Source organism: Pararhizobium antarcticum (genome assembly GCF_001885585.1).
In the GTDB taxonomy this organism is placed as follows: Bacteria; Pseudomonadota; Alphaproteobacteria; order Rhizobiales; family Rhizobiaceae; genus Pararhizobium; species Pararhizobium antarcticum.
Window position 1 is genome coordinate 39205 of the sequence record NZ_LSRP01000140.1, and the last position, 20639, is coordinate 59843.

Sequence of the window (20639 nt, forward strand, 5' to 3'; positions counted from 1 at the left end):
AAGACAAACATGGCATCCGCTTTCATGACCCCCACCGATCCGATCGCCACGCTCGCCACGCTGATCCGCTGCCCCTCAGTCACCCCTGCCGAAGGCGGCGCGCTTTCGGCACTGGACGCCCTGCTGACGCCACTCGGCTTTGCCTGCACGCATGTCACATCAACGGAAGCCGGCACGCCCGACATCGAAAACCTCTATGCCCGGCTTGGCACAGAAGGGCCGCACCTGATGTTTGCCGGCCATACCGACGTGGTGCCCGTCGGTGACGCGGCCGCATGGACGCATGGCCCCTTTTCGGCCGATATTGCCGATGGCCAGATGTATGGTCGCGGCGCCGTCGACATGAAGGGGGGGATCGCCTGCTTTGCGGCGGCCGTTGCCCGCCATATCGAAAAGCATGGTCCGCCGAAGGGCTCGATTTCGTTTCTCATCACCGGCGACGAGGAAGGCCCGGCGATCAACGGCACCGTCAAGCTGCTCGAGTGGGCGGCGGCCAAGGGCGAGCGCTGGGACGCCTGCCTGGTCGGCGAACCGACCAATCCGGAGCACCTCGGCGACATGATCAAGATCGGTCGGCGCGGCTCGCTGTCGGGCACGATCACGGTCCATGGCACACAGGGCCACGCCGCCTATCCGCATCTGGCCGACAGCCCGGTGCGCGGCATCCTGCAACTGACGCAGGCGCTGATGGATCCGCCCTTCGATGCCGGTACTGCCGATTTCCAGCCGTCCAATCTCGAAGTGACGACGATCGACGTCGGCAACCCGGCAGTCAACGTCATCCCGGCACGGGCGACCGCCAGCTTCAACATCCGCTTCAACGACAACTGGACCGCTGACAACCTGAAGGCCGAGATCATTACCCGCCTGGAGCGTGCCGCAGAAGACGGCGTCTTGCGGCGCGGGCGCCCGCCTGTGGCATACGACGTTGTCTGGAACGAGCGGCCGAGCCATGTTTTCCTGACCCGCAACAACGGGTTGATCGCCTCGCTTTCAGGGGCGATTTCTGTCGTCACCGGCCGCGAGCCGAAACTGTCGACGACGGGCGGGACTTCGGATGCGCGGTTCATCAAGGATCATTGCCCTGTTGTCGAATTCGGACTGGTCGGGCAGACCATGCACATGGTCGACGAGCGCGTTGCTGTCGCCGATCTGGAGACGCTGACCGCGATCTACGAAACCTTCCTCGAACGCTGGTTCGACAATGCCGCAGCTTGAGGAAATCAGCATCTACCTGAAGGGGCTATGGCTGCTCGTTTCGGGAAAGCCGGAAGGCTTGCAATGGCTCGATGTCAGCGCCACAGGCGTCTGGCGATCCTTCGCCGCGATCCTCTGGTGCCTGCCGGCCATGGCTGTCAGCTGGGGCGCATGGCGTCTCTTCTATCTGGCCAACATGCCGCCGGGAACCGAGACCGGCATGCTGTTCATCGTCAAGTTGTTCATCATCGACCTTGTCGCCTGGATCTTTCCGCTGATGCTGATGGCGATCCTGGCAAAGCCGCTGAACTATGACGGTGAACTGGCCGCCATCATCGTTTCGAGCAACTGGCTGTCCGTACCAATCTTCTACGCCATGGCCGTGCCGGCAGCGATCCGGCTCGTCGTGCCTGAAAGCGATGGACTGATCGGGCTTTTGTCGCTGATCCTGCTGATCGTCGTCTTCGCGGTGATCTTCCGGCTGATGAAGACGGTCACCGGCAACCAGACGCTGCTGGCTTCGGCCCTGACGCTGCTGTTCGTCCTGCCATCCTTCATGATCGGCGACAGGCTGCAGACCTATTTCGGCCTTATACCAGGCTGAACCGGATCTCTCAGTAGTCGACCTGCATGAAATAGAGCCCTTCGGGCGGCGCCACCGGACCGCAAGCCTTTCGGTCCCGGGCCTCCAGTGCGGCAGTGACGTCGTCCGGCGACCACCGGCCATCGCCCACCATTTTCAGCGTGCCGGCAAAAGAGCGGATCTGGTTGTGCAGGAAACTCTGCGCCGTGGCGCGGATCTCGATCAGGTCGTCTGTCCGGGTCACATCCAGCCTGTCGAGCGTGCGCACCGGGCTGTTGGCCTGACAATGGACCGAGCGGAAGGTGGTGAAATCATGCTTGCCGAGCAGCCTCTGGGCGGCGTCATGCATGGCCGCGTGATCCAGCGGCTTGGACACCCACCAGGCCTGCTTCGCCTCGATGGCGAGCGGCGCCGGACGGGAGATGATGCGGTAGAGATAATGCCGCCGCAGGGCGGAGAACCGCGCATCAAACGCATCGGAGACCGCGCTGACATCCAGCACCGAAATCCGCTCGCGCGCCTGCCCGAGATAGGCGTTCAGCGCATTGCGCAAGGTGTGCGGCGGCCACGCCCGTGTCAGATCGACATGGGCGACCTGACCGCGCGCATGCACGCCCGAATCGGTTCGCCCTGCCCCGCGGATAAGGGCCGCTTCGCGGGTGAGCTTGAGGATCGCCTGCTCGACAGCACCCTGGACGGAGTGGCCATTGGTTTGACGCTGCCAGCCGACATAATTGGAACCGTCATATTCGATCGACATGCGAAAGCGTGGCATCAGGCGAGCCTCGTACCGGCGGCAACAGGCGTGCCGCGCAGAAACTCGACGGCCGGCAGGGGCTTTCCGCCCGCCTTCTGCAGCCGGGTCAGTTGCACCGCCCCTTCCCCGCAGGCAACCGTCAGATCATCCGAGAGCACGGTGCCGGCCGGGCCAGATCTCTCGGCAAGCGCGCTCTGCAGCACTTTGACGCGTTCGAGCTTGCCACCGATCTCGACTTCGAGCCACGCGCCGGGAAAGGGCGAAAGGCCGCGAACATGGTTGTGCACATCGACCGCCGGCTTGGTAAAATCGATGCGGGTTTCCGCCTTGCTGATCTTGGCGGCATAGAGCACGCCATTTTCCGACTGCGGGACAAGCGGCAGATTGCCGCCATCGAGCTTTTCCATCGCCTCGGTCATCAGGCCAGCGCCCGCCAGCATCAAGCGGTCATGCAGGTCGCCGGCGGTCATGTCGGGTGCAATCGCGACGATTTTCGTCAAGGCAACAGGGCCGGTGTCGAGCCCCTTGTCCATGCGCATCACCATCATGCCCGTCTCGCGATCGCCGGCCATGATGGCGCGCTGGATGGGGGCTGCACCCCGCCAGCGCGGCAGAAGCGAGGCATGGCCGTTGTAGCAACCCTGCCGTGTTCCATTCAGGATTGCCTCCGGCAACAGCAGGCCATAGGCGACGACAACGGCGACATCCGCATCAAAATCCTTGAAAGCCTGACGGTCTGCGGCATCCTTGAAATTCGGCGGGGTCAGGACCGGAAAACCGAGAAGCTCAGCGGCCTGGTGGACCGGCGACTTCTGCAGTTCCAGGCCACGCCTGCCGCCGGGACGCGGCGGCTGCGAATAGACGGCGACAATCTTGTGGCCCGTCTGCGCCAGCGCCGAAAGCGTCGGCACGGAGAACTCCGGCGTTCCCATGAAGATGATGCGCAGCGACACGGCGGCCTCCGGTTTTTTTCAGTCAGGCGTCTTCAAACGGGTTTACGAGCGCCAAATCAAGCCCCTCGAGGTCTTTTGTGTTGCGCGTCGCCAATGTCGCACCATGAAAAAGGCATATGGCGGCGATCATGGCATCCGCGACGGAAATTGGTCGACCGGGGCTTTCGCGCTTGGCGCGAAGGCGACCGGTCCGGGCGGAGGCCTCTATTGTAAAGCCGAGTATTCGCCCGGCGAAGCGCCGATCGAATGTGTCCTCCATCATCGCAATGAAGACTTTTTCACCACCGTAGGCAAGCTCCCTCCGGGTTGCCACTGAAACGAAAAGTTCCGACATGCTTCTGTGTCTGAGCCATGTTCCGACGGTCGGATGAATTGTGACTTTTGCGCTTGCAGACACGACATTGGTGTCATGAACGATCATCCGAACTCAAAGCCCGGTCGCTCGAAAATTCTCTTCCGGCTTTCTTCTATAACAGTCGTGAACTCATCGTTGTCTTCGTCGGTCATCAGACAATCACCGAAGGCAGCGCGAAGCGCGTCGTAGGCAGACAGTTCTGCCGCTGCCTTGACATCGCTCTCCATCATCAAAGCTTTGCGCAAAAGCTCTTTTGCCTGATCAGACAGGCTTCGGCCATGAAGATCCGCAGCGGCCGCAATGTCGTGTTTCAAAGCCTCGGAAATGGTCCTGATCAACAGGTCGCCCATGCGCACCCCACTATGATATCGCTGATATCATGCGCGCAACGGCCGGACTTTTCAGCGGAGGCTCAAATGGCCTTGCTGCCGCGCATCTTCGCGGTCTTGGTGAATTTACGGATCACCATTTCGCGCTTCAGCTTGGAGATATGGTCGATGAACAGCGTGCCGTTGAGATGGTCGATCTCGTGCTGCAGGCAGGTTGCCAGCAGTCCGTCGGCTTCGGTCGTCTGCTGTTTGCCATCGCGGTCAATGTAGCGGATGGTGACGGCTGCGGGGCGTTCGACCTCGGCATAATAATCGGGGATCGACAGGCAGCCTTCCTCATAGACGGAAAGTTCGCTGCCCGAGGCCAGGATTTCGGGGTTGATGAAGACCAGCGGCTGCTTTTCCTCGCCTTCCTTGGCAACGTCGATCACCAGCACGCGGCGTGCGACGCCGATCTGGATGGCGGCAAGCCCGATGCCCGGCGCGTCATACATCGTGTCGAGCATGTCGTCGGCAAGGCGAAGGACGTCCGCATCAACAGTTTCCACCGGTCGGGAAATCTGGCGCAGCACGGAATCGGGCAGGATGATGAGCGGCTTTATGGTCATTTCGACCCCATAACCGATCTTTCAGCCGGATGGAATTCTCGCATCGCATTTTTTTGCACCAGTGGGGGATCATCGCAGGCAGATCCATCATCCGAATGCGCGCGGCGCCCCTCTTGTTCCTGTTTTGATCTGGTTTTCCGACAAAAACCTGCTAGGCTTGCGCCATGCAGCCCATCGACCTTTCACTCGACCGCACACTTTTCATTTTCGGCAACCAGACGCTGTCGCTCGGGCATGTCCTGCTTGCCGCTGGCCTGTTTTTCGGGATCGTGTTGCTTGTGTTCATCTCAGGCCTACGCAGGGCGGGCCGCCGCGCGGAAGAAGCGGACGCGCGGATGATGGCGCTGATTGCAGCTCAGACCGAAATGAAGGGGCGTATTGCCACGCTCGCCGATGTCTTCGGCACACGGCAGTCGGAACTCAACCAGTCGATCAACCAGCGCATCGACGGCATGACACACCGGATCGGCACCTCGATCACCGAACAAACCAAGGCGACCCACGAGAACCTGCGCCGGCTCCAGGAGCGGCTGGCGGTGATCGATACGGCCCAGAGCAATATTCAATCGCTTGCCAAGGACATGGCCGGCCTGCAGAGCATTCTCTCCAACAAGCAGACCCGCGGTGCCTTTGGCCAGTCGCGTATGGAAACGATCATTGCCGACGGCCTGCCGATGGGCGCCTATGCCTTCCAGACGACGCTCTCCAACGGGTCGCGCCCGGACTGCACCATCCGCATGCCCAATGACCAGCCGGTGCTGGTGATCGATGCCAAGTTTCCGCTCGAGGGCTGGAATGCCATTCGCGCCGCCGCCGATCCGGAGAAAGCCAAGCTCGCCTCGCAGCAATTCCGGCGCGATATGGAGGTGCATATCCGCGATATCGCCGGAAAATATCTGATCCCCGGCGAAACGCAGGAAACCGCCTTTCTCTTCGTTCCCTCCGAATCGATCTTTGCGGAAATCCACGAGCATTTCGAAGCGATCGTGCAGCGCGCCCATCGTGCCCGCATCGTCATCGTCTCGCCGTCACTGCTGATGCTGTCGATCCAGGTGATCCAGGCGATCCTGCGCGATGCACGGATGCGCGAGCAGGCGCATCTGATCCAGGGCGAGGTCGTGCGGCTGATGGAGGACCTGACGCGGCTGGACGAACGCGTCCGCAAGCTGCATGGGCATTTCCTGACGACGCAGAAGGATGTCGACGACATCCTGATTTCCTCGGATAAACTCAAGCGGCGCGGCAGCCGTATCGAGGCGCTCGACCTTGCTGCGGCCGGACCAGAACCTGCCAAGGAAACAAAGCCTTTCGACAACCGCCTGGGGCAATTGAAACTGCGGGTGGTTGACGAGGACTGAGGGTCTCGGGCACTGTCCCGAAAAATCGACATTCGGGCGGGACATCTCACATGATCACAGTTTTCGGCTCCATCAACATGGACCTGATTGCCACCACGGAACGCCTGCCCAAGCCTGGCGAAACGCTGGCGGGTACGGGGTTCAGCACCGCCGCCGGCGGCAAGGGCGCCAACCAGGCGCTGGCTGCCCGCCGGGCCGGCGCAACCGTCAGGATGGCCGGTGCCGTCGGTTCCGACAGCTTTGCCGATGGTGCACTGGAATTGCTGAGATCTGCGGGCGCCGACCTGTCTCTCGTCAAGACGGCGGCTCTGCCGACCGGAACGGCGCACATCACTGTTGCTGGCGACGGCGAAAACGTCATCATCGTCGTTGCCAGCGCGAACGGCACGGTCAGCACAAGCGATGCAGAGACTGCCATCGGTTCGATGGCTGCCGGCGACATGCTGATGCTGCAGCTGGAAATTCCGGCCGAAGCGGTCGAGGCAGCGCTTGATGCCGCCAAGCGGAAGGGCGTGACCTCGATCATCAACATTGCGCCGCTCACCCCGGAGGCGGCAAGGCTCGGTCGCAAGGCCGACATCGTGGTTGCCAACGAAACCGAATTCGAACTGCTCGCCGGCGCGCAGGATCTGACGGACGCACAGCGCGAGGATGCCGTCCGCCGCCTGCATCAGGAAACCGGCCAGACGATCATCGTGACGCTGGGCGCCGACGGCGTGATGGCTATCCGCGCTGGTACCGTCTACCGCGCCAAGGGGCTGAAGATCGAACCCGTCGACACGGTAGGCGCGGGCGATACGTTTTGCGGCTACCTCGCGGCCAGTCTCGATGCAGGCCTTGCCTTCCCCGACGCCCTGCGGCGCGCGGCGGTTGCCGGCTCGCTTGCCTGCCTGAAGGCCGGCGCTCAACCCGCCATACCGGTGGCGGCGGACGTCGACGCCAAGACCCAGCCCTGATTGAACAAAGGCTTGCTGTCGCCAGGACAGGAGGCAGCAGGCGTGTCTGCAAGAACGAGCGGGAGAGCTCGACCACCCCTGCATGCGGCAACACGCCACACCCTGCAGCAATCCGTGCGGACGGTGTCTTTCGCAATCGGAACACCGGACGTCGTTGTCGCGGCAGGCCAGAGTGATCCTGCCCGCTGGTCATCAGATTTGCCATTCGCTCATTGGCCGTATTTTAATAAATCTTCACTAATATTGACGCTGAACGGCCTGCGGCTCGCTTTCCGAACGCGGCTTTCCGATGTCGGTCGACATCTGGCGCTCCATGATGGGGCAAATCCCACACTCAGACAGCGACACTCCGCGACAGCGGAGACCACATCAATTCGGGGACCATCATGTTCAAGTTACAGGCCAGATCGCTTGCGACCAAACTCATCACCGTCACGGGCGGCACCATCGCGCTCGTCCTCCTGGCCTCAAACTTCGTGCTGATTTCGCAAACGCAGGAACGGGTTTCGGAGCTGGTTTATGCCGACGCAAACTCGCAGGCCAAGGCCATCGCTTCGGACATTGCCGGCAGTGTCGGCGAACTCGCAGGTGCGGCCCGCTCGATGGCCGGGGTCATCGGCCTTGCCCATGAAAACAACCGTCTCGACCGCAAGGGCGTGATCGACATTCTGAGATCCAACGTCGAGCACAATGCCTTCGCATTCGGCAGCTGGTTTGGCGAGGAGCCAAACGCATTTGACGGCAAGTCCGCCGAGATGAAGGGACAGGCCGAATTTGGCGCCTCGAAGGACGGCAGCTTCAATCCCTACTGGACAAAGAGCAAGACGGATGGCGGCATCAGCTTCTCCGCCTTTGATTCCGACTACGTGGCCGAATGGTACTCTCTTGCGGCCAAGAGCGGCAAGGGAGCCATGACCCAGCCCTATTCGGAAACCACGACGGGCACGGCGACATCGATGGCGTCGATTGCCTATCCGGTTCTTTCCAAGGGCAAGATGATCGGCGTCAGCGGTGTCGATATTTCCCTGAAGACCCTGTCGGACAAACTTGCGCAGTTGCATCCATTCGGTTCGGGCCGCGTGACCCTGCTTTCACAGGCGCGAAAATGGCTGGTTGCCCCGGCGCCGGATCTGTTGATGAAGGAATATGAAGGCGCCGGTGCCGACGTCGTCAAGGATGCGCTGGCATCCGGCAAGCTTGGCCGCATCGAAAATCTCTCATTCGACGAAATGGGCTCGTTCGATCGCGTGGTCTATCCCTTCGCGCTGCCGGATATCAACACGTCCTGGATCGTGCTTGTCGACGTGCCCCGCTCCGCCATCCAGGCACCGGTGCTCGACCAGACCTACATGATGATCATCGGCGGGCTGATTGTTCTCGGCGCTGTTCTGCTCGGCCTCTACTTCGCCGTGCGCGGCTTCGTCCAGCGGCCGCTTGCCGGCCTCGTCAAGGATGTCGAAAATCTCAGCAACGGCCTCTATGCCTCGCCGGTCTCGGGCCAGCAGCGCACCGATGAAACCGGTTCGGTTGCCAAGGCACTCGAAGGGTTCCGCCATCAGTTGGCGGATGCAAAACGCCTCGAAGTCGAGACGAAAAGCGAGCGCGAGCAATCGGAACGGCAGCGTAGCCAGTCGGAAACCGAGCGCGCCGAAAGCAATGCCCTGCAGCGCGATATCGTCGCACGCCTCGGCATGGGTCTCTCGCACCTGTCCTCGGGCGATCTCAGCTTCCGCATCACGGATGAATTTCCCGGAGACTATGCGCAGTTGAAGAGCGACTTCAATTCGGCAATGGACAGCCTGGAAGAGACGATCCAGACCGTCAATACATCTGTCGTCAATATCGGCAACGGCACCAGCGAAATCAGCAATGCGGCCAACGACCTGTCGCACCGCACCGAACAGCAGGCCGCAAGCCTTGAGGAAACGGCAGCGGCACTGGACGAACTGACCTCACAGGTCAACGCCAGCGCCGACAATGCCAAGATTGCCGCCAAGTCGGTCGAAACCGCCAGCAACGATGCCGAGCAGTCCGGCGAAGTCGTCCAGAAGGCGATTTCCGCGATGAAGGGCATCGAGCAATCATCCGGTGAAGTCAGCCGCATCATCGGCGTCATCGACGAGATCGCCTTCCAGACCAACCTGCTGGCGCTGAATGCCGGCGTGGAAGCGGCCCGGGCCGGCGATGCCGGCAAGGGTTTTGCGGTCGTCGCACAGGAAGTGCGCGAACTGGCGCAACGCTCGGCCAATGCCGCCAAGGAGATCAAGACGCTGATCAACACCTCGGCCGGTCAGGTCCGCGACGGCGTGGATCTTGTCGGCCAGGCAGGTGGCGCCTTGCACAAGATCGCCGACCAGGTCGTCCAGATCAATGGCCTCATCCGGCAGATTGCCGGCTCGGCCTCCGAACAGGCCGTTGGCCTCAAGGAGATCAACACCGCCGTCAACCAGATGGACCAGGTGACACAGCAGAACGCGGCCATGGTCGAGGAGACGACCGCCGCCAGCATGACGCTGAACGAAGAGGCGCGGGCCTTGAGCACGCTTGTCTCCCGTTTCAAGGTCGCCCGGCAGGGTCATTCATCGGCAGACATGCTGCGCAGCACCGCTGCCAGCATGCGCGCGCCTGCAAAGGCACCGAGCTACAGCGCGCCGGCCCATGCCGCACCGGCAAAGCCGGGGACGGCGCGGTCTGTCGCTGCGCCCGTCAGGGCTGCGCCGAAGGTTTCCGGCAACACGGCCCTGGCCCAGGACAGCTGGGAAGAATTCTGACGCATAAAGGCCTTGGAACCAGAGAGGAAGACGGCGCTTACGGGCGCCGTTTTCACGTTGGCAGCCTTGTCGGTCAGAGACGTGCAAGGCGCTCCGTCAAGAGATCAAAAAAGCCCTGGTCGTCGATGAAACGCATGACCTTTGCATTGTGTTTGCGGCCGGTCACCTGCCACCAGTCGACCACCGTCATGCCGAGGGTCAACTCGGACTTCGTCTCGATTTCGACGTTGCAATCGCGACCGGTGAAGAGTTCGGGCCGAATCAGATAGGCGATCACAGTCGGATCGTGCAGGGGGCCGCCATCGGTGCCGTATTTCTCGATGTCGAAGCGCTCGAAGAATTCCAGCATCTGCGCCATCGCAATCGCCGCAGGGGTGCCGATATCGGAGATCCTGCGGACCCGCGCCTTGTGGGTGAGAACGCGGTGCGTCACGTCGAGTGGCATCATGACCACCGGAATGCCGGACTTCAGCACAATGTCGGCCGCTTCCGGATCGACATAGATGTTGAACTCGGCGGCCGGGGTGATGTTGCCACCTTCGAAGAAGCCGCCACCCATCATCACCAGTTCGCGGACCCTAGGCGCAATCTCCGGCGCCTTCTGCAGCGCGAGCGCGATATTGGTCAGCGCCCCGAGCGTGCAGAGCGTCACGGTGCCTGACGGCTCCGACAGAAGCGTCTCGATGATGAAGTCGACGGCATGCTGCGACTGCAGCGGCATCGTCGGCTCATCCAGTTGCGGACCGTCGAGCCCGGTCTTGCCGTGCACATGTTCGGCCGTTACCAGCGGACGGGCGATCGGCTTTTCGGCACCGGCAAAGACTTTGACATCACGGCGATTGCAGAGTTCGCAAACGAGCCTGGCATTGCGCGAGGTCAGCGCCAGGGGCACGTTTCCGGCAACGGCGGTGATGCCGAGCACCTCGATTTCTGCCGGACTGCCCAAGGCCAGCATGATCGCTGCGGCATCGTCCTGACCGGGATCGGTGTCGATAATTATCTTTCTCGGCTCAGTCATCGCGCAGTCTCTCCCTGCCCTTACGCATTCAAATCAGAGGTGCGGACTATGATTTGACTGCCTGCCCGGTGCAAGCGGCTTGCGCTCATTGCACACAGCTACCATATTGCACTCAACGGATGCTGCCGCGCAGGTCCGATACCTAGTCGCTTGAGCCTGCAAGGACTTCGCCGATGAGCCGGATTACGCCCTTTACAAGCCCGCTTTTGCTGGGCTTCGACGCCATGGAAAAAACCCTCGAGCGCATCGCCAAGGGCAATGATGGTTACCCGCCCTACAATATCGAGCGCATTCGCAGCGATGATGCCCTTGGCGAGCCGGAGCGGCTGCGCATCACGCTCGCGGTTGCGGGCTTTTCCGAAGACGAGCTTGATGTGACGACGGAGGAAAACCAGCTGGTCATTCGCGGCCGGCAAAGCGAGAACGGCGAACGCGACTATCTGCACCGTGGAATCGCCGCGCGCCAGTTCCAGCGCGTTTTCGTGCTGGCAGAAGGCATGCATGTTTCCGGCGCCGAGCTGCGCAACGGTCTGCTGTCCGTGGATCTTATCCGTCCCGAACCTGTGCGCATGGTAAAGAAAATTAATATTTCGGTCCCAGAGTAGGAAGACCGGCAGATTCCATATCCTGCCCGAAGCCACGGAGCGAGACCCATGGGATACAGACACCTCAACGCAGAACTCACGAAGAACGACCTTGCACATCTCGGTGCCGGTGAGGTCGGCTACATTCGCAAGATGCGGTCGGATGAGGTCTCCCGCTGCTTCCCGGAAGCCCCCGACATGGATCCGGGCCTGGACCTGTGGGCGCTGTTCGGCGCGGATGGCACACCGATCCTGTTGACCGACAACCGCTCCAGCACCTTCTTCAAGGCCGCTGAAGACGATCTGCGCACCGTCAGCCTGCACTGATTTTCGGCTGCCCTGCCTGATTCGCGCGCTTGACCAATCGCGACCAGGCCCGATTGCTAAAGCCTTCGGAACGTCAGATAGGCGGATTTGCGGCCCTCGCGCTTTGCCTTCGCCTCATATCGTGTGCTCGGCCAGCCGGCATAGGGCGTCAGCCAATCCGCCGCATTATCGGCCATCCATTCGAAAGCTGCGTGATCGCGGCAATGCTGCAGCGTCCAGTTGACATAGGTATCGATGTCGGAGGCAAAGCAGAACAATCCCCCCGGTTTCAGAACACGTGCAAACCGGTCCAGATTGACCGGCGAAACGAAGCGGCGTTTCCAATGCTTGCGCTTTGGCCAGGGATCCGGATAGAGCAGGTCGATCTGGTCGAGGCAGGCATCGGGCAGCCAATCCAGAACCTGCGTGGCATCGTCATCGTGCAGGCGAATGTTTTCAGCGCCGCGGGCCTCGATCTGGCCGACCAGCTTGGCCATGGAGTTGACGAAGGGTTCGACGCCGATGAAGGCGGTCGCGGGGTTTTCGACGGCGCGGTGGATCAGGTGCTCGCCGCCGCCAAAGCCGATCTCCATGCGCAGACGGTCGACCTCATGGGCAAACAGCGTGCGGATATCGGACGGCGCCGGCGATGCCAGATCGAGCTTATAGGCCGGCAGCAATGTCTCCAGATGCGCCGCCTGCTGCGTGCGCAACGGCTTGCCCTTGCGGCGGCCGAAAAAGGCCTCGGTGGCGCGGGTGCGGTGCGGTTCGGTCATTTCTTGGTCTTTCACGTGCAAAAGCGGACATTTCCATCCGGAAACATCCGCTTTACAATTTCAGAGGCCGGTGCGTCTACAGCGCCGTGGCCATGTTTCAGCCCTTGATCGCATCCTTGAGCGGCTTGACCAGATCAAGCTTCTCCCAGGAGAACGAGCCGTCGCGACCGGCCTTGCGGCCGAAATGGCCGTATGCCGACGTCTTGGCGTAGATCGGCTTGTTGAGGTCGAGATGACGACGGATGCCGGATGGCGACAGATCCATCGTCTTGCGGATCGCATCTTCGACCTGATCTTCCGTGACCTTGCCGGTTTCATGCAGGTCGACATAGATCGACAGCGGCTGGGCAACGCCGATCGCATAGGCGATCTGGATCGTGCAGCGATCGGCAAGGCCGGCCGCCACGACGTTCTTGGCGAGATAACGCGCGGCATAGGCGGCCGAGCGGTCAACCTTGGTCGTATCCTTGCCGGAGAAGGCACCGCCGCCATGCGGGGCTGCACCGCCATAGGTATCGACGATGATCTTGCGGCCGGTCAGGCCGGCGTCGCCATCCGGGCCGCCAATGACGAACTTGCCGGTCGGGTTAATGTACCAGTTGCAATCCTCGGCGATCGCGATGTCGGACAGGGCCTCGCGGATATAGGGCTCGACGACGCTGCGAACCTTGGCCGAGTCCCAGCTCTCGTCCAGATGCTGGGTCGACAACACGATGGAGGTCACTTCGAACGGCTTGCCGTCGACATACCGAACGGTGACCTGGCTCTTGGCGTCGGGACCGAGGCGACCGGCTTCGCCGCCACCCTTCTTGCGGGCCGTGGCGAGCAGATCGAGGATGCGGTGCGAATAATAGATCGGCGCCGGCATGAGTTCGGCTGTTTCCTTGCAGGCGTAACCGAACATGATGCCCTGGTCGCCGGCACCTTCGTCACCCTGCTTGTCGGCGGCACTGTCAACGCCCTGGGCGATATCGGCCGACTGCGGATGCAGGAGAACGTCGATCCTGGCGGTCTTCCAGTGAAAGCCGGCCTGCTCGTAGCCGATCTCGCGGATCGCCTTGCGGGCGGCGGATTTGAATTTCGATGGATTGATGACCGGATGTCCGGCAGCGTCCTTGACGACCTTGCCGTCCTTGTCCTTCTTCAGCAGCGTATCGGGAACGCGGACTTCACCGGCGATAACGACCCGGTTCGTGGTTGCCAGCGTTTCGCAGGCAATACGCACGCCCCAGGGATCGACACCCGTCTTGGCAGCTTCACGATAGACAAGATCGACGATTTCGTCGGAAATCCGGTCACACACTTTGTCCGGATGGCCTTCTGCCACGGATTCACTCGTAAACAGGTAGTTGGCGCGCATGCGGGAAGTCCCCTCAATGAAAAAAGCTTTGACCGTGGTACTGAGTCTGACGCCAAAAAACAAGCACACAAGGACATAAATATATCTTTATATCAGCTTGGCGAAGACGATGGCAGTCCAACAGACAGCACGCCCCGGACATAAAAAAAGCGGCTATCAAGCCGCTTTTTTTCAATTCTGGCTTGCGCCAGCCTTATTCCGCTTCTGCTTCGGCCGCGAGCGCCTTGACCAGGTCCACCAGCTTGCGACGAACCTTGGGATCGGCAATCTTCACAAACGCCCGGTTGAGCTGCAAACCCTCGGACGAAGACAGGAAGTCCACCACGTAATTCGAGCTCGAAGCTTCCGCCATGCCGCTGGCGCCGGTGGTGTTGTCGCCCGGGGCATCTTCGAAGAAGAAGGAGACCGGAACGTTCAGGATGCTGGAAATGTTCTGGAGACGGCTTGCGCCAACGCGGTTGGTGCCCTTCTCATATTTCTGGATCTGCTGGAATGTAATGCCCAGGGCTTCACCCAGCTTTTCCTGGCTCATACCAAGCATGGTACGGCGAAGTCGAATCCGGCTGCCGACATGAATGTCGATCGGGTTCGGCTTCTTTTTATTTTCGATCATGACGTTGTCCTAACACACACTGTTTCTGTTGATCCATGAATCTCGGACGTTCGCATGAGCCAACTACACGCCACGGTGTGCAGTCGAATGAAACGGCCCCTAGCTCTGGAGAAGATCGATGGCTAATACCACTATGCAATTTTAGGGGTTTTTCGTCAATTATCCCGAAAAATAAAACCAGTGCGGGAAACCAGCGCAACCGAAAGACTGAGAAACGCGAGCAGCCAGAAAATCCGATGCCGTTCGGAAGGTGTGACCATCACAGTCGATTTTCCCGGCAAAATTGTGTCCACGAAACCTTTTTCGTTGTAGGCCAATCCGGATACCACCCCACCACGCGCGTCAACCACCGCGGAAATTCCGCTGTTGGCGGCACGAATCAGCGGAATGCCGTTTTCGACTGCGCGCAGCTGCGCCTGGTGAAAATGCTGGTATGGCCCGGGTGTGTTGCCGAACCAGGCATCATTGGTGATGTTCAGCAGGGCGGCTGTCGACAGCGCCCGGTCATCGATTTCATCGGGGAAAATCGCCTCGTAGCAGATCAGCGGATACAGTGACCGTCCACCCGGCAAGGTCAAAAGGGAGCGCGTCACAGCAGACGAGAACCCCCCGGGCATGGCGGCAGCGATCGCATTCAGGCCGACGGAAGACAGCATGCTCTCGAAGGGCAGGTATTCTCCGAAAGGAACCAAATGCACCTTATCGGTTGCGCCAACGATCTGCCCTCGATCATCAATCACGTAAATCGAGTTGTAGTAGCGCGGTGGCAGGCCGGCACCGACGTTTTCGGCGCGCACCGCGCCCGCGATCAGAATCTGTCCCTCCTGGAGCACGTCGGCGATACGCAATAGGGCATCCGGATTTTCCGTCAGGATGAAGGGAACCGAGGTTTCCGGCCAGACGATGATGTCCGGACGCTTTCCATCCGCTTCGGGGGGAGCGGCGGCAAGGGCCAAATGCTCCTCAAAAATCGCTGTTCTTTCAGTATCATCGATCTTTTTCGCCTGGTCGATGACAGGCTGAACGAGACGAATAACGGTCTGCGGATCCGACGGCTGCGGCGCCGGTTGGGCAAGCCGCCATGCGCCATAGCCGAGATGCGCACAGACCAGCAGCAAGGCCAGGCCCATCCCCGGCAGCCTGCCCTTGCGCGTCACAAGGAGTGCCGGTGCAGCAAAGACGAAGACGGCAAGCAGGTTGATTGCGGACAGGCCGAGAATACTGGCCGACTGCATCATCAACGGCACCGGCATCGCCGCATAGCCGATTGCATTCCAGGGAAAGCCGGTGAGCAGGAAGCCGCGGAGCCATTCCGCCAGTCCGAATGCCACGGCAAGCGCTGTTATGCGCCCCATGCCGTCCGACCAGATCAGGCGAGCAACAGCTGCAGCCAGTCCATAATAGACGGCAAGCACTGCCGGCAGGCCGATCACCGCCAGCGGCAGAGCCCAGGCAAATTCGTCCGCCTCGACCAGAAGGGCATTTCCGAGCCACCAGATACCGCCGAGAAAATATCCGAAGCCAAACCACCAGCCGATGGCAAAGGCGGGCAAGGAGCGCCGGACAATGCCCGCATCCGGATCGCCGGAAGCGCCATCAAGCAACCAGACAAGAAGCGTGAACGACACGAAGGGAGCCGCGAATATGCCGAGCGGAGGCAGAGCGAGGACAGCGATGGCACCAGCCAGGACTGCAACCAGTGCGCGTCTCCATCCAGACAACAGCATGATGCTGCCAGCAAGCCGTTCCATGCAGTTCCCCCAGTTTTGCGCAGTTCCCCACCGGAATGGCGGCCTGAATCAAAGGCGCAACGACGATCGACCGAATCAATCGTTTTGCACTCTTCCAAAAAAGCGGGTGTTTGTCGTGCCGGCAAAAGCGGCGCGCCTATTGATCGGTTGTCATTTCGTCCTGGACTGCGAGATCCGGCTCCTTGCCCTGGCCCGCAGGACCCTCCTCGCCCCTCGCAACCACCCTGCGGCGCGCCGCCGGCCGTTTGCGAATGATGCGAACGCGCTTGACCCGACGCGGATCGGCATCGAGAACCTGGAACTCGAACCCCGGCAGCGCCTGCACGACTTCGCCGCGGGCGGGAATACGGCCGAGCGAGGCGAACACGAGGCCGCCCAGCGTATCGACGTCTTCAAGCTGCTCGCGAATATCGAAATCAGGGCCGATTGCCGCTGCAATCTCTTCGAGCTCGACCCGGGCATCGGCGACAAAAATGTCATCCGACGTCTTGGCGAACATCACCTCTTCATCGTCATGCTCGTCCTCGATATCGCCGACAACCATCTCGACGATATCCTCGAGGGAAGCCAGGCCATCGGTGCCACCATATTCGTCGATGACCAGCGCCATCTGGATACGGGCAGCCTGCATGCGCTGCATCAGATCGGAGGCATGCATGGACGGCGGCACGAACAGCACCTGCCTTATGATCCCGGCCTCTTCAACGGTCTTGGAAAGATCGACGCGCGCCAGATCGAAACCCACCTTCGGCTGGCGTGGTGCCGGCTTTTCGGCTTTCTCGCCCGGTGTTGCAACAGTTGCCGATGCAGCCTTCGTGCTGCTGCGGCGTTTGTTGCGTGCCTGCTTTGCCACATAGGACAGGAGATCGCGGATATGCACCATGCCGCGCGGATCGTCGAGACTGTCGCTGTAGACCGGCATGCGCGAGCGGCCGGACTCTTCGAAGATGATCATCAGTTCGCCGATGGTGATATCGAGATCGACGGCCTCGATATCGGCCCGCGGAACCATGACGTCTTCGACGCGCACCTCACGAAAGCGCAGGATGTTGTTGAGCATGGCGCGTTCTGCAGGGGAAAAGGCCGCATCGCTTCCAGCATCCGTCAGCAGGGCATCTGTCAGGTCGTCTCGCAGGCTGGAGCCGTTCGGGCTGCGCCATATCCGGGCCGCACGCGACCAGAAGGAGGAATTTGACCGGCTGCCGCCATCAGGTCTCTGGGCAGCACTGCTACTACTGCCCGGCTCGCCTTCCGGGGATTCCGCCCCGTCTGTATCAGCCACCACGGGCTGCGCTCTAAAATCGCTCATTGTTCCAAACTGTCATACCGGGTCAGTGTCCCCGTAGGGGTCAGATAAACCAAGGCTCGCCAAAATGCCAGTCTCAAGTGTCTCCATTCTTTCGGCATCATCCGTTTCGATATGATCATACCCGAAAAGATGCAAAAATCCATGAACGAGAAGATGGGTGAGGTGGTCATCGAAGGGCTTGCCCAGTTCTTCGGCCTCGCGCGCAACCGTCTCATGCGCGAGAATGATATCACCGAGCATCGGCCCCGGACGCTTGCCGGGCGTGATCGGATAGGCCGGAAAGGACAAGACATTGGTGGGCTTGTCCTGACCGCGCCACTCGGCGTTGATGGCCCTGATGGAGGCATCATCGGTGAAGACCAGCGACACTTCGGTCGGCGTCTTTGGAAAAGGCTGTTTTTCCTCGCGCTTCAGAAAAGCGGCACTCTCGCCCAGCACGCGCTGGCAGACTGCGTCGAGCTGGTCTTCGGAGAGCCAGTCGCCCTCCTCCACACTGATTTGAATATCAAGCGTCGTCATCGGTATCAACGACCGCCTCAGCGGTCGCTCTGCTCGCTTTCGTCATGGACTGCCGTCTGCGCTTCATAGGCGCGCACGATGCGGGCAACCATCGGATGGCGGACCACGTCGACATCCTTGAAGCGCGTGACCGAGACGCCCTCGACCCCCTTCAGGATCTGCAGCGCCTCGACAAGGCCGGACTTGACGCCGCGCGGCAGGTCGACCTGGCTCGGATCGCCGGTGACAATCATCCGGCCGTTTTCGCCAAGACGGGTCAGGAACATCTTCATCTGCATGGAGGTCGTGTTCTGCGCCTCGTCGAGAATGACGACGGCGTTTCCAAGCGTGCGGCCACGCATGAACGCGAGCGGCGCGATTTCGATGACGCCGGCCGTGATCGCCCGCTCCACCTTGTCGCCCGGCATCATGTCGTAGAGGGCGTCATAAAGCGGCCGCAGATAGGGATCGACCTTGTCCTTCATGTCGCCAGGCAGGAAGCCGAGCCGCTCGCCGGCTTCGACGGCGGGACGCGACAGCACGATGCGATCGACCGCGCCGCGCTCCAGAAGCTGGGCCGCATGGGCAACCGCGAGATAGGTCTTGCCGGTCCCGGCCGGACCGACGCCGAAGACGAGTTCGGAGCGTTCCAGCGCACGCATATAAACGTCCTGCGTCGGCGTGCGGGCTGCGATCGTCTTCTTGCGTGTGGAAATCTGCGCGAGATTGAGCTTGGCCTTGCGCTCCATGGTCGGCAACTGGAGCTGATCGTCAGCGGCAAGCGCCATGCGGATTGCCCCTTCGACATCGGACGTCTCGACCGAGCCGCCATTCTGGATGCGGCCATAGAGATAATCGAGCGCCCGACGGGCCTGGTTGGTCGCCGGAATGTCACCCGAGATCGAAACGGAGTTGCCACGCGGCCGGGCATCGACATGCAGGCGCTCTTCGATCAGCTTCAGGTTCTGATCGAACTGTCCGAACAGTTCGCTGGCATACCGGTTATTCTCGAATGTCAGCACGAAGTGATTGGCGTCTGTCGCAGATGTCTTTGACTGGCGCGGCGAGGATGAAACCAATTCGTGTCCGTTCAAGCGGTCAGGCTCCTTTGAGTGAACGGGCCCCTAGCTGATCGCTTCGGCGAAAAGGCTATTGGGGCCAGCACCGGTGATTCGTACTTTGATAATGTCACCGATTTGCGATGCTTTTGCATCAACATTCACAGACTGCAGCCAGGGCGAGCGGCCGATCAACTGCCCCGGCATGCGGCCGGGCTTCTCAAGCAGCAGTTCGATGTCGCGGCCGATACAGGCCTGGGCAAAATCCCGCTGCTGGGAAAGCAGAAGTTCCTGCAGTCTTTCCAAGCGCTTGGCTTTCACGTCCTCCGGCACCTGATCGCCAAGATCGGCGCCCGGCGTTCCCGGACGGGTCGAATATTTGAACGAAAATGCCTGTGCATAACCGACGGTCTCGACAAGGCGCATCGTGTCCTCGAAGTCCGCATCCGTCTCGCCGGGGAAGCCGACGATGAAATCGCCGGACATGGCGATGTCAGGACGCATCGCCTTGATGCGGGCGACCAGCGCGATGTATTCGGCCGTCGTGTGGCGCCGGTTCATGGCTTTCAGGATACGGTCCGAGCCGGACTGGATCGGCAGGTGCAGGTAGGGCATCAGTTGTGGCAGGTCGCGATGCGCTGCAATCAGCGCCTCGTCCATGTCGCGCGGGTGGCTGGTGGTGTAGCGCAGGCGGGCAAGGCCATCGATCGCGGCGAGACGGTGCAGAAGTTCACCGAGCCCCCATTCGGCACCATCCGCACCGACGCCGTGCCAGGCATTGACGTTCTGGCCGAGCAGGGTGATTTCGCGCACCCCGGCCTCGACCAGCTTCGTCGCCTCGGCCAGGATCTGCGCGACAGGCCGGGAAACTTCCGAGCCGCGCGTATAGGGCACGACACAGAAGGTGCAGAACTTGTCGCAGCCTTCCTGGACCGTGAGGAATGCCGTAACGCCGCGCGCTTTCGTTCTGGCCTTGTCGGGTGTCGGCAGATGCTCGAACTTGTCCTCGACGGCATAATCGGTTTCCAGCACGCGCTCGCCGCGCCGAACCCGCTTCAGGGCCTCGGGCAGGCGGTGATAGGTCTGCGGTCCGATGACCAGATCGACAGACGGCGCGCGGCGCAGGATCTCGTCGCCTTCCGCCTGCGCAACGCAGCCGGCAACGCCGATCATCATTTCGCGGCCTTCGCCGGCTTTCTTCTTTTTCAGGTCGCGCAGCCGCCCGAGCGCCGAATAAACCTTCTCGGCCGCCTTTTCACGGATATGGCATGTGTTCAGGAGAACGAGATCGGCATCTTCCAGCACGTCCGTCGAGACATAGCCGTCCTTTGCCAGCGCGTCTGTCATCCGGTCGGAATCATAGACGTTCATCTGGCAGCCGTAGGTTTTGACGAAAACCTTGCGGATCGGCGGGATCTCCGCAGCCGTTGCCGGCTTCTCGGACATAATGGCAATTTCCTGTGTCATGGCCGGATCCATAGAGCAAAGGGGGTCAAAAT

The 20639-nt window shown here is 61.1% G+C and carries 21 protein-coding genes; 7 read left to right on the forward strand and 14 right to left on the reverse strand.

Translation table 11 applies throughout. From position 1 onward, the window contains the following. Positions 1-24: 24 nt before the first annotated feature. A complete protein-coding gene (dapE, locus tag AX760_RS24065; RefSeq protein WP_071835658.1) occupies positions 25-1218 on the forward strand; it encodes a succinyl-diaminopimelate desuccinylase in 1194 nt (397 codons plus the stop codon). Beyond that, positions 1205-1801 (forward strand): hypothetical protein, encoded by a 597-nt coding sequence (locus tag AX760_RS24070; protein ID WP_071835543.1) that lies wholly within the window; start codon positions 1205-1207, stop codon positions 1799-1801. The genes dapE and AX760_RS24070 overlap by 14 nt, the downstream gene beginning before the upstream one ends. Before the next feature lie 10 nt (positions 1802-1811). Here AX760_RS24070 and truA read toward each other — a convergent pair whose 3' ends face one another. The 5 genes from truA to def all read right to left on the reverse strand — a co-directional run bounded on the left by truA (position 1812) and on the right by def (position 4782). Then, a complete protein-coding gene (gene truA, locus AX760_RS24075) occupies positions 1812-2555 on the reverse strand; it encodes a tRNA pseudouridine(38-40) synthase TruA (RefSeq protein WP_071835544.1) in 744 nt (247 codons plus the stop codon). Beyond that, positions 2555-3490, reverse strand: coding sequence for a methionyl-tRNA formyltransferase (gene fmt, locus AX760_RS24080; protein WP_071835545.1), 936 nt, complete (start codon positions 3488-3490; stop codon positions 2555-2557). The genes truA and fmt overlap by 1 nt, the downstream gene beginning before the upstream one ends. A gap of 22 nt (positions 3491-3512) precedes the next feature. Beyond that, positions 3513-3911, reverse strand: coding sequence for a PIN domain-containing protein (locus AX760_RS24085; RefSeq protein WP_071835546.1), 399 nt, complete (start codon positions 3909-3911; stop codon positions 3513-3515). Next, positions 3908-4195, reverse strand: a complete 288-nt coding sequence (locus AX760_RS24090) for a plasmid stabilization protein (RefSeq protein WP_071835547.1) — start codon at positions 4193-4195, stop codon at positions 3908-3910. The genes AX760_RS24085 and AX760_RS24090 overlap by 4 nt, the downstream gene beginning before the upstream one ends. A gap of 62 nt (positions 4196-4257) precedes the next feature. Then, positions 4258-4782 carry a peptide deformylase gene (def, locus tag AX760_RS24095; RefSeq protein WP_071835548.1) on the reverse strand — a complete coding sequence of 175 codons (525 nt, stop codon included), beginning with the start codon at positions 4780-4782 and terminating at the stop codon, positions 4258-4260. Between the two features lie 164 nt (positions 4783-4946). Here def and AX760_RS24100 point away from each other — a divergent pair, with 164 nt between their 5' ends. The 3 genes from AX760_RS24100 to AX760_RS24110 all read left to right on the forward strand — a co-directional run bounded on the left by AX760_RS24100 (position 4947) and on the right by AX760_RS24110 (position 9867). Next, positions 4947-6140, forward strand: a complete 1194-nt coding sequence (locus tag AX760_RS24100) for a DNA recombination protein RmuC (RefSeq protein ID WP_071835549.1) — start codon at positions 4947-4949, stop codon at positions 6138-6140. A 50-nt stretch (positions 6141-6190) separates the two neighbouring features. Beyond that, the gene (locus AX760_RS24105) at positions 6191-7096 is read left to right on the forward strand and encodes a ribokinase (RefSeq protein ID WP_071835550.1); all 906 of its coding nucleotides are present in this window, start codon (positions 6191-6193) and stop codon (positions 7094-7096) included. A gap of 386 nt (positions 7097-7482) precedes the next feature. Continuing rightward, the gene (locus tag AX760_RS24110; RefSeq protein WP_071835551.1) at positions 7483-9867 is read left to right on the forward strand and encodes a methyl-accepting chemotaxis protein; all 2385 of its coding nucleotides are present in this window, start codon (positions 7483-7485) and stop codon (positions 9865-9867) included. Positions 9868-9940: 73 nt separating this feature from the next. Here the strand turns inward: AX760_RS24110 and AX760_RS24115 are convergent, their stop codons facing one another. Beyond that, complete coding sequence (locus tag AX760_RS24115; protein WP_071835552.1) at positions 9941-10885, reverse strand: nucleoside hydrolase; 945 nt, start codon at positions 10883-10885, stop codon at positions 9941-9943. Positions 10886-11058: 173 nt separating this feature from the next. Here AX760_RS24115 and AX760_RS24120 point away from each other — a divergent pair, with 173 nt between their 5' ends. Then, positions 11059-11490, forward strand: coding sequence for an Hsp20 family protein (locus tag AX760_RS24120; RefSeq protein ID WP_071835553.1), 432 nt, complete (start codon positions 11059-11061; stop codon positions 11488-11490). Positions 11491-11538: 48 nt separating this feature from the next. Next, a complete protein-coding gene (locus tag AX760_RS24125; protein WP_071835554.1) occupies positions 11539-11796 on the forward strand; it encodes a BQ00720 family protein in 258 nt (85 codons plus the stop codon). 56 nt (positions 11797-11852) lie between these two features. Here AX760_RS24125 and trmB read toward each other — a convergent pair whose 3' ends face one another. The 8 genes from trmB to miaB all read right to left on the reverse strand — a co-directional run bounded on the left by trmB (position 11853) and on the right by miaB (position 20607). After that, complete coding sequence (gene trmB, locus AX760_RS24130; RefSeq protein ID WP_071835555.1) at positions 11853-12551, reverse strand: tRNA (guanosine(46)-N7)-methyltransferase TrmB; 699 nt, start codon at positions 12549-12551, stop codon at positions 11853-11855. Positions 12552-12648: 97 nt separating this feature from the next. Then, the gene (gene metK / locus AX760_RS24135; protein ID WP_071835556.1) at positions 12649-13911 is read right to left on the reverse strand and encodes a methionine adenosyltransferase; all 1263 of its coding nucleotides are present in this window, start codon (positions 13909-13911) and stop codon (positions 12649-12651) included. 193 nt (positions 13912-14104) lie between these two features. Then, positions 14105-14524, reverse strand: coding sequence for a helix-turn-helix domain-containing protein (locus AX760_RS24140; protein WP_071835557.1), 420 nt, complete (start codon positions 14522-14524; stop codon positions 14105-14107). 155 nt (positions 14525-14679) lie between these two features. Next, positions 14680-16275 (reverse strand): apolipoprotein N-acyltransferase, encoded by a 1596-nt coding sequence (gene lnt, locus AX760_RS24145; RefSeq protein WP_071835558.1) that lies wholly within the window; start codon positions 16273-16275, stop codon positions 14680-14682. 136 nt (positions 16276-16411) lie between these two features. Then, positions 16412-17584, reverse strand: coding sequence for a transporter associated domain-containing protein (locus AX760_RS24150; protein ID WP_071835559.1), 1173 nt, complete (start codon positions 17582-17584; stop codon positions 16412-16414). A gap of 12 nt (positions 17585-17596) precedes the next feature. Further along, a complete protein-coding gene (gene ybeY, locus AX760_RS24155) occupies positions 17597-18103 on the reverse strand; it encodes an rRNA maturation RNase YbeY (RefSeq protein WP_071835560.1) in 507 nt (168 codons plus the stop codon). A gap of 17 nt (positions 18104-18120) precedes the next feature. Next, positions 18121-19176, reverse strand: coding sequence for a PhoH family protein (locus AX760_RS24160; RefSeq protein WP_071835561.1), 1056 nt, complete (start codon positions 19174-19176; stop codon positions 18121-18123). A gap of 30 nt (positions 19177-19206) precedes the next feature. Continuing rightward, entirely contained in the window at positions 19207-20607 is a 1401-nt protein-coding gene (gene miaB, locus AX760_RS24165) for a tRNA (N6-isopentenyl adenosine(37)-C2)-methylthiotransferase MiaB (RefSeq protein ID WP_071835659.1), read from the reverse strand. Positions 20608-20639 lie beyond the last annotated feature (32 nt).